14 protein-coding genes are annotated in these 14869 nt (G+C 67.2%); 10 read left to right on the top strand and 4 right to left on the bottom strand.

All coding sequences use genetic code 11. The annotated features are described in order from the left end of the window. Positions 1-19: 19 nt before the first annotated feature. Complete coding sequence (locus FHG71_RS06400; protein WP_139080792.1) at positions 20-1312, bottom strand: ABC transporter substrate-binding protein; 1293 nt, start codon at positions 1310-1312, stop codon at positions 20-22. A gap of 154 nt (positions 1313-1466) precedes the next feature. Here FHG71_RS06400 and FHG71_RS06395 point away from each other — a divergent pair, with 154 nt between their 5' ends. Beyond that, complete coding sequence (locus FHG71_RS06395) at positions 1467-2354, top strand: helix-turn-helix domain-containing protein (protein WP_218014043.1); 888 nt, start codon at positions 1467-1469, stop codon at positions 2352-2354. A 42-nt stretch (positions 2355-2396) separates the two neighbouring features. On the opposite strand, the gene FHG71_RS06390 is transcribed toward FHG71_RS06395, so the two are convergent. Continuing rightward, positions 2397-3020, bottom strand: a complete 624-nt coding sequence (locus FHG71_RS06390; protein ID WP_139080790.1) for a YcbK family protein — start codon at positions 3018-3020, stop codon at positions 2397-2399. A gap of 394 nt (positions 3021-3414) precedes the next feature. Here FHG71_RS06390 and FHG71_RS06385 point away from each other — a divergent pair, with 394 nt between their 5' ends. Genes FHG71_RS06385 through rfbC form a run of 4 tightly spaced genes read left to right on the top strand, consistent with a single transcriptional unit; the run spans position 3415 to position 7117 of the window. Continuing rightward, entirely contained in the window at positions 3415-4446 is a 1032-nt protein-coding gene (locus tag FHG71_RS06385; protein WP_139080789.1) for an NAD-dependent epimerase/dehydratase family protein, read from the top strand. Positions 4447-4448: 2 nt separating this feature from the next. After that, the gene (gene rfbF / locus FHG71_RS06380; RefSeq protein WP_139080788.1) at positions 4449-5237 is read left to right on the top strand and encodes a glucose-1-phosphate cytidylyltransferase; all 789 of its coding nucleotides are present in this window, start codon (positions 4449-4451) and stop codon (positions 5235-5237) included. A 12-nt stretch (positions 5238-5249) separates the two neighbouring features. Next, the gene (locus tag FHG71_RS06375) at positions 5250-6572 is read left to right on the top strand and encodes an NAD(P)H-dependent oxidoreductase (RefSeq protein WP_139080787.1); all 1323 of its coding nucleotides are present in this window, start codon (positions 5250-5252) and stop codon (positions 6570-6572) included. Continuing rightward, entirely contained in the window at positions 6569-7117 is a 549-nt protein-coding gene (gene rfbC, locus FHG71_RS06370) for a dTDP-4-dehydrorhamnose 3,5-epimerase (RefSeq protein ID WP_139080786.1), read from the top strand. The genes FHG71_RS06375 and rfbC overlap by 4 nt, the downstream gene beginning before the upstream one ends. 179 nt (positions 7118-7296) lie before the next feature. Here the strand turns inward: rfbC and FHG71_RS06365 are convergent, their stop codons facing one another. Then, positions 7297-8337, bottom strand: a complete 1041-nt coding sequence (locus FHG71_RS06365; protein WP_246045365.1) for a glycosyltransferase family protein — start codon at positions 8335-8337, stop codon at positions 7297-7299. Positions 8338-8605: 268 nt separating this feature from the next. On the opposite strand from FHG71_RS06365, the gene FHG71_RS06360 reads away from it, so the two are divergent. The 3 genes from FHG71_RS06360 to FHG71_RS06350 all read left to right on the top strand — a co-directional run bounded on the left by FHG71_RS06360 (position 8606) and on the right by FHG71_RS06350 (position 10979). Further along, positions 8606-9745 carry an NAD(P)/FAD-dependent oxidoreductase gene (locus FHG71_RS06360; protein WP_139080784.1) on the top strand — a complete coding sequence of 380 codons (1140 nt, stop codon included), beginning with the start codon at positions 8606-8608 and terminating at the stop codon, positions 9743-9745. Positions 9746-9847: 102 nt separating this feature from the next. After that, positions 9848-10447, top strand: a complete 600-nt coding sequence (locus tag FHG71_RS06355) for a superoxide dismutase (protein WP_139080783.1) — start codon at positions 9848-9850, stop codon at positions 10445-10447. Positions 10448-10538: 91 nt separating this feature from the next. Continuing rightward, positions 10539-10979, top strand: coding sequence for a host attachment family protein (locus FHG71_RS06350; RefSeq protein ID WP_139080782.1), 441 nt, complete (start codon positions 10539-10541; stop codon positions 10977-10979). On the opposite strand, the gene FHG71_RS06345 is transcribed toward FHG71_RS06350, so the two are convergent. Beyond that, positions 10976-11524 (bottom strand): LOG family protein, encoded by a 549-nt coding sequence (locus FHG71_RS06345; protein WP_246045362.1) that lies wholly within the window; start codon positions 11522-11524, stop codon positions 10976-10978. The two genes, FHG71_RS06350 and FHG71_RS06345, sit on opposite strands and share 4 nt — an antisense overlap. Before the next feature lie 102 nt (positions 11525-11626). Here FHG71_RS06345 and FHG71_RS06340 point away from each other — a divergent pair, with 102 nt between their 5' ends. Together FHG71_RS06340 and FHG71_RS06335 are read left to right on the top strand one after the other, a co-directional pair. Then, on the top strand, positions 11627-12829 hold the full coding sequence (locus FHG71_RS06340) for an Ig-like domain-containing protein (protein WP_246045364.1): 1203 nt from the start codon (positions 11627-11629) through the stop codon (positions 12827-12829). A gap of 96 nt (positions 12830-12925) precedes the next feature. Beyond that, complete coding sequence (locus FHG71_RS06335) at positions 12926-14752, top strand: ABCB family ABC transporter ATP-binding protein/permease (RefSeq protein ID WP_139080779.1); 1827 nt, start codon at positions 12926-12928, stop codon at positions 14750-14752. Positions 14753-14869 lie beyond the last annotated feature (117 nt).

Genomic DNA, 14869 nt, shown 5'->3' with positions numbered 1-14869 from the left:
CGCGCGGTCCGGTAGTCGCTTACTGCGCGGCGGCGACCGGCAGGCCGGTCACGGCTTCGATCTGGCTCGCGGCGTCGTCGAGCGCCGCCTGGGCGCTCTCGTACTCGCCGTTGAGGAAGCCGGTCTGGACCGTGCGCAGGATCGCATCGGCATCGCCGAAGAACGGTGTGCCGCGGCTCGGGTTGATGTTGGGAAGCGTGGCGAGCACGTCCTGCCACACCGCTTGCCCGCCCCAGAAGTCCGAGGCCTCCTGCACGTAAGGGTCCTCGACCGCCGTCAGGAGCGAGGGGACGAGGCCGAACTCGCGCAGCATCGTCACCTGCCCCTCGCTTGAGCCCAGCGCGTACTGGAGGTAGGCGAAGGCCGCCTCGGGCGCGTCCGACGCCGAGGTGATCGCCAGCGCCGAGCCGCCCAGGTTCGCCGCGCGCGCGCCGTCCGCGCTTACCGAAGGCATCTGGTACACGCCCCACTTGCCCGCCTGGTCAGCCGGGACGCCCGTGCGGATCGTTCCTTCGTACCAGCCGCCGTAGAGCTGGCTCGCCACGGTGCCCGCATTGTTGGAGCTGATCTTCTCGCCCCAGTTCGCCGCACCTACCAGACCCGCGTCCACGAGCTTCTTGTAGGTGTCGAGCGCCGCCACGCAGCCGGGCTGGCTGATGGTGATCGAGGCCGCGTCGTTCGAGAAGTAGCCGCAACCCTGTTCGTTGGCGAGCATGCGGAACCATTCGGTGTCGCCGTTGAGGTCGCCCTGGGTCATGCTGACGCCCGGGTTGGCCTCCTGCACCTTCTGGCCCGCGGCGATGAAGTCGTCCCAGGTCGCGATGGTCGAGGGGTCCACGCCCGCGTTCTCGTAGAAGTCGCGGCGGTAGAACACCACCACCGGGCCCGAGTCCCAGGGCATCCCGTAGACCGCGTCGCCTGCCATCAGCTCGGTGCGCTTGAACTCGGGGAAGGCGCCGGCGGCCGTCTCGTCGTAGCCCAGCGTCGTAAGGTCTGCGAAGCAGTCCGGGAACTGCGCCCAGAAGATCTCGGCCTCATGGTTCTCGACCGAGACGATGTCGGGCAGGTCGGCCCCGCCCGCGGCGCAGCCCGCGAGCGTGCGGTCGAAGACCTGCTGATTCCCCAGGTCCTCGACGGTCACGGTGACGCCGGGGTTCTGCGCCATGAAGTCCTGCGCCACGCGCTCGAGTGCGGCCGCGGCGATGTCCCAGCTCCAGATCGTGATCTCGCCCGTGGCCTCCTGGGCCCGGGCCGCGCCCGATGCGGCCACCAGGCCAAGCATCAGGGGCGCTAGCGCGGCGGCTCTGCGCATATGGGGGTCCTCCCTTTCGTGTTGCCCGCTTGCGGGGCCTTCCCCTACCGTGGGGCGCGCGGGTCGCCACGTCTCGGACAATACGAAGGCAGGCTGGTCAAAAAGTAAGATGAAAGGGAAACGTAACGTCTTGGACGGAGCCGGAGCAGGCAGGATGGATGGCAAGCGCTACTGGGATCTGAGGGCAAGCGAGGTCGAGCGGCGGCCCGGCACGGTCGTCGCCCTTTGCGAGCAGCCGGGCCTGATGGTGGCGCCCCACTGGCACGCCCAGGCCGAGGTCAACTACGTCCTGCGCGGCCGCATGGAGTATCGGATGGAGGGCTACCATGCGGTTCTGGGAGCCGGGGACCTTGCTCTCTTCTGGGGCGGGATGCCCCACCGCGTCGTCGATACCGACGCCGACACGCTCTATCAGGTCGTGCACCTGCCGCTGTTCCACTTCTTCCGCCTGCGTCTCTCGGCCGAACTGCAGCGCCGGATCATGCGGGGCGCGACGCTCGTCACCGACGGCCCGCAGGCCGAGGACGGCTTCGCCTTCGGCCGTTGGGGCCAGGCGCTGTCCTCTGGGAACCTGCGACGGGTCGGTCACGCGTTGGACGAGCTGCTTCTTCGGCTGGAGCGGATCGAGTTGGAGCCGCATCGACTCATCGACATCGACAGCGCGCGTCCCGCGCCGCCCGATCCTGCCGATTCCCCCACCTTGGACAGCGTTCGGCGCATGTGCGTCTTCATTGCCGCCAATTTCCGCGACGACATCGACAGCGCCGCGATCGCCGCCGCCGCCGACATACATCCGAACTACGCCATGACCGTCTTCAAGCGCTGCACCGGCCTGTCACTCAGCGCGTATGTCAGCCTCCTGAGGCTGTCCTATGCCCAAGCGCTTTTGGCCGACGACGGGGCGAGCGTCCTGCAGGTCGCGCTCGAGAGCGGCTTCGGCTCGCTGTCGGCCTTCAACAAGTGCTTCCGCAAGAAGGCCGGCATGACACCGTCGGAGTTCAAGCGGGAGCACCGTGCCGTGCCGTCCCTGACCGGCACCTGACACCCATCGTTCAGAGTCCGGGTGCGGATGCGGCCGAGTACCTCAGGCCGACCAGGTCCTGATCGGCCCCGAGTCGATATGGGTGAAGTTCGACCCGGCATACCACCCGACGCCGCCGATCTGGAGCCATTCCGCATAGTCCGAGACCTGCTCGCTCGGGATGCCGTCCAGCCGGATGTCCGCCGCGCGCCGGCGCGTGTGATAGCTGTTCGACGCCGCTCCGGCACCCTTGCGCTGGAGCATGCGGTTGGTGCGCTTGGTACGGTAGCCCGAGAGCAGGCTGATCTGGCCGGAATGCCCATCCCGACGCGCAGCATCCGCGAGCGCAGCGAGCGCCCAGTAGATCCGAGGATCGATCTCGGGCGAGCGGTTCTGCCTCCAGTCGCGGAAGACCCAGTCGAGCTGCCGGATGGCGCGTCGGTCGTAAGCCCGGCCGTCAAAGAAACGCAGCGCCACCCGGTCGCCGGTGTTGGTGTTCGTGATGTCGAGATAGGGATCGATCGTGGGCACGACGGCGTCGAGCCGGCTTCCCGGCCGCCAGGGGTCAGGGAGCGGCTCGGGCCCGAACCCGCAGCCCGGCAGGAGCGGAAGCAGGAGCGCTCCGCCCATGCCGCGAAGAAGCCGCCGCCGATCGACCTGGCCCGCGCGCGCGTCGCTTGCAGTCATGACAGGTCCTGCCCGAATCCGTTCTGCCTCGGACCCACGTTAGACCCTGCGACGCGGCGGGCCAACGGACCGGGCAGCCTCTCTGTTGCTATTGCGCTCGATTGTGTCGGGCCTGCACCGCCAATCGGCGCCATCGTTCGCGTTTTGTAAACTACGTGTTCCCATTACTAGTGGTAATAAAGCGTCGAAATTCTGGCGTAAAGTGGTTGTGTTTGGGGCCGCTCCAAATCTACATATGTGTCATGCCATGGATCGATGCGGTCGGGCTCGTCAGCCGGAAATAGGGCGCTAGAACCAAATTATCGAAATGGCGGTCATGGCGATGCGGTAATGGGCGGTCCGAATGGGCGACCCGTTTCTAATGGCGGCATCCCGCTTTAGGAGGATCGTAGGATTGCGAATACTCGTCATCGGTAACATGGGCTATGTCGGCCCCGCGCTCGTGCGCCATCTGCGCCGGACCCACCCCGGTTACGAGCTGCACGGCTTCGATGCCGGCTATTTCGGCCATTGCCTGATCGGATCGGACCGCCTGCCTGAACTCGACCTCGATCTGCAGATGGTGGGCGATGTGCGCTCGCTGCGGCCCGACACGCTGCGTGGCTATGACGCCGTCATCCAGCTCGCCGCCATCTCGAACGACCCCATGGGCAAGCAGTTCGAGACCCCCACCTTCGAGATCAACCAGGACGCCACCGTTCGGATCGCCCGCGCCGCCGCCGCCGCAGGGGTGGGGAGCTTTGTCTTCGCTTCCAGCTGCAGCGTCTACGGCGTGGCCGACGGCCCCGCGCGCCGCGAGGGCGACCCCGTGGCTCCCATGACCGCCTATGCCAAGTCCAAGATCGGCAGCGAACGGGGGCTTGCGGAGGTCGAGGGCGAGATGGCGATCACCTGCCTCCGCTTCGCCACCGCTTGCGGCTTCTCTCCCCGCCTTAGGCTCGACCTCGTGCTGAACGACTTCGTGGCCGCTGCCCTGGGTCAGGGACGCATCACGGTCCTGAGCGACGGCAGCCCCTGGCGTCCTCTCATCGACGTGTCGGACATGGCCCGTGCCATCGACTGGGCCATCCATCGCGACACGGGGCAGGGCGGTCAGTTCCTGGTCGTCAACACGGGCGCGACAGCGAACAACTACCAAGTGCGCGACCTGGCCAATGCCGTAGCCACGGCCTTGCCGGGCACCGAGGTCTCGATCAACACCGATGCTCCTGTGGACAGCCGCTCCTACCGCGTCGATTTCGGCCAGTTCGAGCGCCTCGCGCCCGATCACGTGCCGCAGATGACGCTCGCGGACTCGATCCAGGCGCTCGTGGCCGGGCTGCGAGCGAGACAGGCCACGGGGCCCTCGGACCTCATCCGCCTGCGGACCCTGCAGAACCACATCTCCTCCGGGCGGCTGACCCCGGAACTTCGCTGGGCGGCGTGATCATGGCCAAGCGCGGACCCAAGGTAGCCATCTTCGCCGGAGGCTTCGGCACCCGACTGGCCGAGGAAACCTCCATCCGGCCCAAGCCCATGGTCGAGATCGGCGGGAAACCGATCCTGTGGCACATCATGAAGATCTATGCCCATTACGGGCTCAAGGACTTCGTGGTGATCGGCGGCTACAAGGTCGAGGTGATCAAGGACTACTTTCTGAATTACCGACAGCGTCAATGCGATTTCACGGTCGATCTGGCCGATGGCGCCATCCGGTTCCTGTCGAACGGCATCGAGGACTGGAACGTGACGGTTCTCGACACCGGCGGCGAGACCATGACCGGCGGACGGCTCAAGCGCGCCCGCGAGGTCATCGGAAACGAGACCTTCTGCCTTACCTACGGCGACGGCGTGAGCAACGTCCCCATCGACAAGCTGCTCGATTCCCACCGGCAGTGGGGCGGCTGGTGCACCATGACGGCCGTGGTCCAGCCGGGCCGCTATGGGGCGCTCCACTTCGCCGATGACGGCGTCAGCATTGCGGGATTCCGAGAGAAGGGGCGTAACGACGGCGGTCTCATAAACGGCGGCTTCTTCGTCTGCGAGCCCGAGGTCTTCGACCTGATCGACGGGGACGACACCGTTTGGGAAGAGGCTCCGATGGAACGGCTGATCGCGGCCGACAAGCTGCGCAGCTACCGCCACGAGGGCTACTGGCAGAGCATGGACAGCTTGCGCGACAGGCAGGTGCTCGAAGCCCAGTGGGCCAAGAATCCGCCCTGGAAGGTCTGGCAGTAAGGAGCCGCCCCCATGATCATCGTCGATGCGGCGCTGGCCAAGCGCGCCGCCGAAGGCAACCCCGTCCGCGTCGGCATGATCGGGGCGGGCTTCCAGGGCCGCGGCATCGCGCTCCAGATCCTGACGGCGGTGCCGGGCCTGCGGCTCTGCGCCGTCGCCAACCGCCGTATCGGGCCTGCCGTCCAGGCCTATGAGCAGGCGGGGATTTCGCCTCGCGTGGCCTCGGGCCGCGAGGTCGAGGCCGCCATCGCCGCTGGCGAGTTCGTGGTGACCGAGGATGCCGAAGCCGTGGCGCGCGCGGAGAATCTTGATGCCGTCATCGAGGTCACGGGTTCGATCGAATACGCCGCCCGCGCGGTTCTGGCCGCCATCGAGACAGGCAAGCACGTCGTGCACATGAACGCCGAGCTCGATGGCACCGTGGGCCCCATCCTCAACCGCCATGCCGAGCGGGCAGGGGTGATCTACAGCTTCTCCGACGGCGATCAGCCCGGCGTGCAGATGAACCTGTTCCGCTTTGTCGCGGGGCTGGGCGTGAAGCCCGTGCTCTGCGGGAACATCAAGGGCCTGCACGATCCCTATCGTAACCCGGAGACGCAACGCAGCTTCGCCGAAAGGTGGGGCCAGAAGCCCGCGATGGTCGCCTCCTTCGCCGATGGAACCAAGATCTCCTTCGAGCAGGCCATCGTCGCCAATGGCACCGGTTTTCGGGTCGCGCGGCGCGGGATGGTGGGGCCTGACTTCTCGGGAGGTGATCCCTATGCGCCGCTGGTGCCGCTGGAGCAGACGATCACCTCTTTCGCTGACCATCTCGACTCCAGCCGGCCCGGCCTTGTCGACTATGTCGTGGGCGCCAAGCCAGGACCGGGCGTCTTCGTCCTGGGCACCATCGAGGATCCGCGGCAGAAGCATTACCTGAACCTCTACAAGCTGGGAGAGGGGCCCTATTACGTCTTCTACACGCCCTATCACCTTTGCCACTTCGAGGTGCCCAACTCGGTTGCGCGAGCCGTTCTGCTGAACGACGCGGTGCTGGCCCCCACGCACGGGCCACGGGTCGGCGTGATCGCGGTGGCCAAGACGGACCTCGCGGCCGGCGCCACCATCGAGGAGTTCGGCGGCTTCGAGGTTTATGGCGTGGCCGAGAACATGGACGCGATCCGGGCCGAGAACCTGCTGCCGGTCGGCCTCGCGCTGGGCTGCCGGCTGCGGCACGCGGTGCCCAAGGACAGGCCGCTGACCTTCGCGGACGTGGTCGTCCCCGAGGGCCGTCTCGTCGACCGGCTCTACGCCGAGCAGGAAGCCCATTTCGCGGCCCGGCAGGTGGCGGCATGAACTACCGCGAAACGACGCTCAAGGATGCCTGGATCCTGGACCTGGAGAAGCGAGGCGACGACCGCGGTTGGTTCGCCCGGACCTTCGACGCCAAGGAGTTCGAGGTTCACGGCATGGACTCGGTCTTCGTGCAGCAGAACGCCTCCTCCTCGGCACGCAAGGGCACGCTTCGGGGGCTGCACTTCCAGCGCGGAGCGGACTCGGAGGCGAAGCTTGTGCGCTGCCTACGCGGCGCAATCGTCGATGTCATCGTGGACCTGCGGCGCGGCTCGCCGAGCTACATGAAGCACGAGGCCTTCGAGCTGTCGGCCGGGAACGGGCGGATGCTCTACGTGCCAAGGGGGTTCGCCCATGGTTTCCAGACCCTGACCGACGACGTGGAGGTGAGCTACCTTGTCTCCGCCTACTACGCACCACAGGCCGAAGGGGGCCTGCGCTACGATGATCCGCGGCTCGGCATCGTCTGGCCGCTGCCGGTTTCGGTGATCTCGCCCAAGGACGCCAACTGGCCACTTCTCGACAGCGACGATCCCGACCTGTTCTGAGTTTGATCGAGGGCAAACCGTCAGATTCCGATCCGGGCGCCGGTTCCTGATGAGGGGACCGGCGCCGATGCCGTTCGTGGCATGAAGCGATACCGACCGGATACAGAGCCTCAACATACAGAAAGTCATGACCGTGCCGGCGGCACGTCCTGATGCGGGGCGGCTCGCCGGGCGGTCGGTCAGGCCCGTGCGGCCACTACGCTCAAGCCCAGTTGCGACTCGGCCAGATCGGCCAGTCCCGCGAGCTTCAGCTTGCGCTCCTGCACCCCGGCGGGCACCGGCAGGTCCACGGCGCGAAGGATGTCTTCCAGCCGATAGGACCAATCATGGCGCCGCAAAGCCTGCGCTGCGTTGATGATGCTGGCCCGCCGCAGCCGCTCGGGCTGGGCCTGCAGCTCGGCGTAGAACCCGGCCATGTCGACCGGGTTCATCGGGATCTCGATCAGCGCGTCCGGCCAGTCGAAGAGGCGCTCGAACTCGGGTACCCGCGGCGCCGAGCCAATCAGGATCGATCCCGCGGCCGTGCCTTCGAAGACCCGCGCGGGGATGGCTTCCTCGGGGCGGCCTTCCTCGCCTTTCTTGTTGGCGTTGCGGAAGTTGAAGGAGGTGAACATCCGGCTGTTGCGGATGAGGTGATAGGTCCTGAGCCGCGCCTGCCAGAAGCCCGTCACGGCCTGACCCGGCCCGCGGTCCCAGACATAGAGCAGCTTTCGCTGCTGGGTGAGCTCGATAAGCTGCTCGTGCACCGTCTCGACCGTGCGGCCCATCCCGTAGACGTCGATCGACCGGGCCATCGGGTTGGGGTAGGGGGTGGCGAAGAGCACGTCGACGCCTGCCGGCAGATAGCTGCAGGGGGTCGAGGTATGCTTCTGCACCTCCGCCACGCTGTTCGGGTTGAACAGGAAGACGTGATCGAACTGATCCAGCAACCGAAGGTAGTGCCGGTCGCGGTGGGCTTGGCTGCTCCAGGTCTCGAACAGAAAGGCGACGGCCTTGCGGCTCTGCTCGCGCCAACCCTGCATCGCCTTGAGATACAGGAGATTATGAGGCTGCATCGCCACGTAGAAGAACAGGTCGTATTGGTCGGTGACGCTCTGAGGGCGGGCGTTGTGCCGCGGCAGCCCCGTCAGCGACCGCTGCGCCAGCGAGACCATCCGTCCAGCCAGGTTCTCTGGGACGGATTCGGGGGCGATCACCGTGGCTCCGGTCATTGCGGCCATTGCCACGCAGGCCTCGTAGCACAAACCATTGTAAAGCTGGCGGCCATTGTAATAGTCGGAGCCGAGGCAAACGCGAAGCGGCTGCATCCTGGAAGACGGCACCGTTTTCATTACCAATTAAGACCTCCCGCTCCGGTCTGGCCCGACCTGCCGCTGACCGATGGCTCACATGAACGGTGGCCGGAATGCGGCAACTTCCGTACATGTAGCTTGCAGATTTCGGCGACAACTGTCAAATGCATTAATGGTGTGAGTTTTCTGGAATGCCATGGACCTAGTGGATGCGCTGATCGTTGGAGGGGGCGTCGTCGGAATCGCCTGCGCCCTTTCCTTGGCCCGCAGGGGGCGGGAGGTGCTGATCCTGGAATCCGAGCCTCTGTTCGGGAGCGGGACCAGCAGCCGCAACAGCGAGGTGATCCACGCGGGGATCTACTATCTCCCAGGCTCGCTCAAGGCCCTGCTTTGCGTGCGGGGGCGGGAAATGCTCTACCGCTTCTGCGCCGAGCGCGGGGTGCCGCACCGACGCCTTGGGAAGATCATCTTCGCCCATGACGAGGACGAGTGGCCCGCGCTCGAAATCATCCATCGACGTGCCGTCGCCTCGGGTGTCCACGACCTGCAGTGGCTCACGGGCAAGGAAATCGCGCGACTCGAGCCGGCGCTGCCCGCGAAGGCGGCGCTGCTGTCTCCTGTCACGGGGATCGTCGACTCCCATGCCTACATGACCGCCATGCTGGGCGAGATTGAGGCCCGGGGCGGGCGGCTCGTGTGCAACGCCCCGGTCGGCGCGATCCATCGGCGGCGCGACGGCTGGGCCATCACCTTGGACGGCGACGACGAGCCCGTCGTCCTGGCCCGACAACTGGTCAACGCGGCCGGGCTCCAAGCACAGGAGGTTGCGGCGCGCACCGAAGGGATGGAGCCGGCATCGGTACCGCGCCGGGTCCTTATGCGCGGCTGCTACTTCGGCTATTCGGGCAATGTGCCTTTCGAGCACCTGATCTACCCGGTCCCGGTTCCCGGAGGGCTGGGCACGCACCTGACGCTGGACCTGTCGGGGCGCCCGAAGTTCGGACCCAACGTGCAGCCGATCAACCGTATCGACTACACCGTGGACCCGGCCCAGCACGCGCAGTTCGCTGTGGCGGCCCAAAGGATCTGGCCCGACCTCGACCCTGCCCGGCTCTACCCGTCCTATGCCGGCATCCGTCCCAAGATCGCCGTCGGACCGGGGGAGGAGGCCGACTTCATCCTGGCCGGGCCCGAACGCCACGGCTGCCCCGATCACGTGGCCCTCTTCGGCATCGAATCGCCCGGCCTGACCGCCTCCCTGGCCATCGGCGAGGAAGTGGCCGACCGTCTGGACTTGGCCCGGGGCTCCACCCTGCCGGACGCCGCCGTGGCCTGAGCCGGACGGGGCAGGTGCCATGCCCGCCCTTGACCTCACGCCTTCGTGCGCCTTCATAGCACCGAGCGCCGACCGGGCGCCCGACAGTCAAGGAGCCGCGACATGGCCTTCAGCCTTCCCGACCTGCCTTATCCGCACGACGCTCTCGCCCCGAAGGGGATGTCGCGCGAGACGCTCGAATTCCACCACGACCTCCACCACAAGGCCTATGTGGACAACGGCAACAAGCTGATCGCCGGGACCGAGTGGGAGAACAAGTCGCTCGAGGAGATCATCGCCGGCACTTACCAGCCGGGCGCCGTTGCGCAGAACGGAATCTTCAACAACATCAGCCAGCTCTGGAACCACAATGAGTTCTGGCAGATGATGACCCCCGGCGAATCCAGGATACCCGGGGAACTGGAGCGCGCGATCACCGAATCCTTCGGCTCGGTGCAGGAGTTCAAGACCCAGTTCAACGCCCAGGGCGTGGGCCAGTTCGGCTCGGGCTGGGTCTGGCTGGTCAAGGACAAGGACGGCAGCCTCAAGATCACCAAGACCGAGAACGGCGTGAACCCCCTCTGCTTCGGGCAGACCGCGCTCCTGGGCTGCGACGTGTGGGAGCATTCCTATTACATCGACTTCCGCAACAAGCGTCCCGGCTACCTCACGAACTTCCTCGACAACCTCGTGAACTGGGACAACGTCGCCTCGCGCATGTGAGGCCGCTCCCGGCCCGGTCATCGTGGCCGGGCCGCCCCTCGGAACCGGGATGCGCCTCCCCCGGTTTCCTCCGCTCAGAAGCGGAGATTGCATGATGCAGCTTGAGAACGGCACCTGGGTCCTGGTCCTCGACGGCTCCAAGGCCCTGATCCTCGAGAACATCACCGACGGGCAGGACCCGAACCTGCGGGTCGTCCGCAAGGAGGAGAACGAGGCCCCCGACAACAAGGGCGAGTCCACGACAGGCCCCGCGCAGCAGGGCATCCGCCGCCAGCTCGACGCCTCGGACTATCACGAATTGACCGAGCAGGGCTTTGCCGAGGAGATGGCCGAGTGGCTCTACAAGGCCGCCCATCGAGGGCGCTTCCGGCAGATCGTGCTCGTGGCACCCGACAAGGTCATCGGCACGCTGCGCCAGAAGCTCCACAAGGAGGTGGCCGACAAGGTCGTGGGCGAGGTCCACAAGACCCTGACCGGCCATCCCGTGGACCAGATCGAGCGGATCGTGGCCCAGGAACTGGCTACTTCCTAGTCCAGCGCCGCCCGCAACTCCCGTTCCAGTGCCGGCACGTCGGGCACGAGGCGGGCGAAGCCCAGGAGCGACGGCTCGGCGAAGCCCTGGGCGACCACATGGTCGAGCAGCGCGCGGAGCGGCTGCCAGTAGCCGTCCAGGTCCAGAAGCAGGATCGGTTTCTCATGAAGGCCGATCTGTCGCCAGGTCAGCACCTCGAAGAACTCGTCGAGCGAGCCCGCGCCGCCCGGCAGGCAGACGACCGCATCGGCGTTCATGAACATCACCTTCTTGCGCTCGTGCATCGTTTCGGTGACGACGAACCGGTCGAGGTCGCGCCTGCCGATCTCGCGCCGCATGAGGTGTTCGGGGATCACGCCCAAAGCCCGGCCGCCAGCTTCTTGGTGCGCCCGGGCCACGCGGCCCATGAGGCCCACGTCTCCCGCGCCGTAGACAAGGCCCCAGCCGTTGAGGGCGAGCATCCGCCCCGTGGACTCGGCGGCTGCGGCATGGACGGGGTCGCGCCCGTCGCGCGAGCCGCAATAGACACAGACGGAGGCGGTCAAGCCTGTTCTCCCACAAGGGTATTTTGACCCCATGTAGCCGGGCGCTATGATTCAGGCAAACCGGGGACGTCCCTGCCGGGCCAGGAGGATCGCGCGGTGATCATGAGCAGCGGCCTGCGGGTGATGGTGGCCCTAGCCGGCTCCTGCGCGGTCGCCGGCGGTATCGTGGTCCTCCTGCCCCGCGTACTTCCCGGCGAGGCGCCCGCGCCTACGCAGGCCACCACCGGGATCCCGCCCGTTCCCGAGATCGACCCGGCCGACACCGAGGCCCCCGAAGCCCATGCTGACGAGATGCCTCGCTTCGACGCCGTCCGCCTGTCGCCCGACGGGGCGGGGCTGGTCGCCGGGCAAGCCCGACCGGGCGCCTCGGTCACGATCCTGGCCGACGAGGAGGTCGCCGCCGAGGCTCGGGCGGACGACTCGGGCCGCTTCGTGGCCTTCGTCGACCTCCCGCCCGAGACCGGCGGGCTAGAGCTGACGCTGCGCGACGAGGCGGGAACGACCTCCACAGAGACGGTGGTGCTGGCGCCGTTGCCCGAGCCACCCGCGCCCGAAGCGATGGCCGGATCGGATCTCGACGGTCCCGTTTTGGAGGCGACTCCCACTGCACGGCTTGGCCCGCCTGATCGGATGGTCGCCGTGGTCGATCCCGCCCCGTCGGAACGGCCTATCGATCCGCAAGCCTCCGACATGGCCTCTTCGGTCGAAGCCAGCCCAGCGGAACTGCCCGAGGCCGGTGGTCAGGTGCCCGTTCTCCTGTCGGATGCCGAAGGAGTGCGCGTGATCCAGCCCGCGCTGGCGCCCGGCGCCGATGCCGAGGTGCTCGCCACTGTCGCGCTCGACGCCATCGCCTACGGACAAACGGGCGAGGTCACGTTGACCGGGCGAGGCAAGGCCGGCGACGTTGTGAGGCTTTATCTCGACAACCGGCAGGTGGCTGAAGCCCGCATCGGTGCGGATGGCACCTGGCGGGCCGAGCTGGGCGGGACCGAACCCGGCACCTATGTCCTGCGCCTCGACCAGCTCGACGCGGCCGGACAGGTCGTGAGCCGCATCGAGACGCCGTTCCAGCGCGAACGGCGCGAGTCCGTGGCCGCGGCCATCGCCGAGGAGCGCGCCGCCGGCCAGACCATCGCCGTGCGCACGGTCCAGCCCGGCCACACGCTTTGGGCCATAGCCCGTGACCGCTACGGCGAGGGCCTGCTCTATGTCCGGGTTTTCGAGGCCAACCGCGACCGCATCCGCAACCCCGACCTGATCTATCCCGGGCAGGTCTTCGTTTTGCCGACGACCGAGCGTCCCTGAGTCCGACCTGCCCGCCTGGGCAGGCGCAGGCGGCGGCTCTCGCCAAGTCGCTTCCGGCGCGCTAGGGTCCTGGGCCGCACAGCCAGGACGTCCGCCATGCGCCGCCTTTCCCCCACCGATACCGCCCTCCGAACGGACCGTGCCACCAACTGGCGCACCGTCAAGCGCACCGCCCCCTATCTTTGGCCGCAGGGCGAGGGCTGGGTGAAGCGGCGCGTCGTGGGGGCGATGCTCCTCCTGATCGTGGCCAAGATCATCACGGTCCTGACGCCCGTCGTCTACGGCTGGGCGGTAGACGCGCTGGAGGGCGCGGGGACGGTGCCGGGCGGGGCCATGGCGCTGGGGGTCATGGGCCTCACGCTCGCCTATGGCATGGCACGCATCCTCAGCACGGGCTTCCAGCAACTGCGCGACGTGGTCTTCGCGCGGGTGGGGCAGCGGGCGCTGCGGCTCATCGCGCTGGAGACGTTCCGGCACATCCACGCGCTTTCGCTCCGCTACCACATCACCCGCAAGACCGGGGGGCTGAGCCGGGTCATCGAGCGCGGGGTCAAGGGCGTCGACTTCATCCTGCGGCTGATGCTCTTCTCGCTGGGGCCGCTGGTGCTGGAACTGCTGCTGACCGGGGCGATGCTCTGGTGGCTCTTCGACGCCTGGTACCTAATGGTCGTGGCGGTGACGATCGTCCTTTACGTCTGGTTCACCTTCGCCGTCACCGAGTGGCGGGTGAAGATCCGCAAGCAGATGAACGACCTCGACACCTCGGCCAACCAGAAGGCCATCGACTCGCTCCTGAACTACGAGACGGTGAAGTACTTCAACGCCGAGGACCGCGAGGCGCGGCGCTATGACGTGGCCATGGCGGGCTACGCCGAGGCGGCGACCAAGACCAACAATTCGCTGGCCTTCCTGAACTTCGGGCAGGGGCTCCTGATGAATCTCGGGCTCATCGTGGTCATGCTGATGGCCGCGCGGGGCGTGCAGGCGGGTCAGATGACCACGGGCGACTTCGTGATGGTCAACGCCTATCTCATCCAGATCATGACGCCTCTGAATTTCCTGGGGGTGATGTACCGTGAGATCCGGCAGGCTCTCGTGGACATGGACGACATGTTCGACCTGCTGGAGCAGCCGGCCGAGGTCACGGACCGGCCCGGCGCCCGTCCGCTGGATGTCCAGGGGGGCGAGATCGTCTTCGACCGGGTCGAATTCGGCTACGATCCGGAGCGGCCCATCCTCAAGGGCCTGAGCTTCCGCGTGCCGCCGGGCGAGACGGTGGCGATCGTGGGCTCGACGGGGGCGGGCAAGAGCACCATCGGCCGCCTCATCTTCCGCTTCTACGACGTGACGGGAGGCGCGATCCGCATTGACGGGCAGGACCTCCGGGACGTCACCCAGGAATCGCTGCACGCCCGGATCGGGGTCGTCCCGCAGGACACGGTGCTGTTCAACGACACGGTCGGCTACAACATAGCCTACGGGCGGGACGGCGCCACGCAGGCCGAGATCGAAGCCGCCGCCCGCGCCGCGCGCATCCACGACTTCATCCTGTCGCTGCCGCAGGGCTACGACACGCAGGTGGGCGAGCGGGGGCTGAAGCTTTCGGGCGGCGAGAAGCAGCGCGTGGGCATCGCGCGCACGCTGCTCAAGGACCCGCCGATCCTGATCCTGGACGAGGCGACCTCGGCGCTCGACACCGCGACCGAGGCCGACATCCAGCAGGAGCTGTCGGCCATGGGACGGGGCCGGAGCGTCATCGTCATCGCGCACCGCCTCTCCACCGTGGCCGACGCCGACCGGATCGTGGTGCTGGAGAACGGGCGTCTCGTCGAGGAGGGCCCGCACGAGGCGCTGCTCGCCCGAGGCGGGCGCTACGCCGAGCTCTGGTCGCGGCAGACGATGGACGAGGACCTCGCGGCCTGATACGGAGCGTGCCCCGGCGACCGCGAGCGGCCGCCGATCGTCTTGCCTCAACGGAAAGCGGCTTGCCAACGAAGTCGTGAGGGAGTAGGCAGGCCTTCTCACGTTCACTTTATGTTC

This window comes from Rubellimicrobium roseum, assembly GCF_006152145.1.
GTDB lineage: Bacteria > Pseudomonadota > Alphaproteobacteria > Rhodobacterales > Rhodobacteraceae > Rubellimicrobium > Rubellimicrobium roseum.
This window is presented reverse-complemented; position numbering and strand designations above follow the sequence as displayed.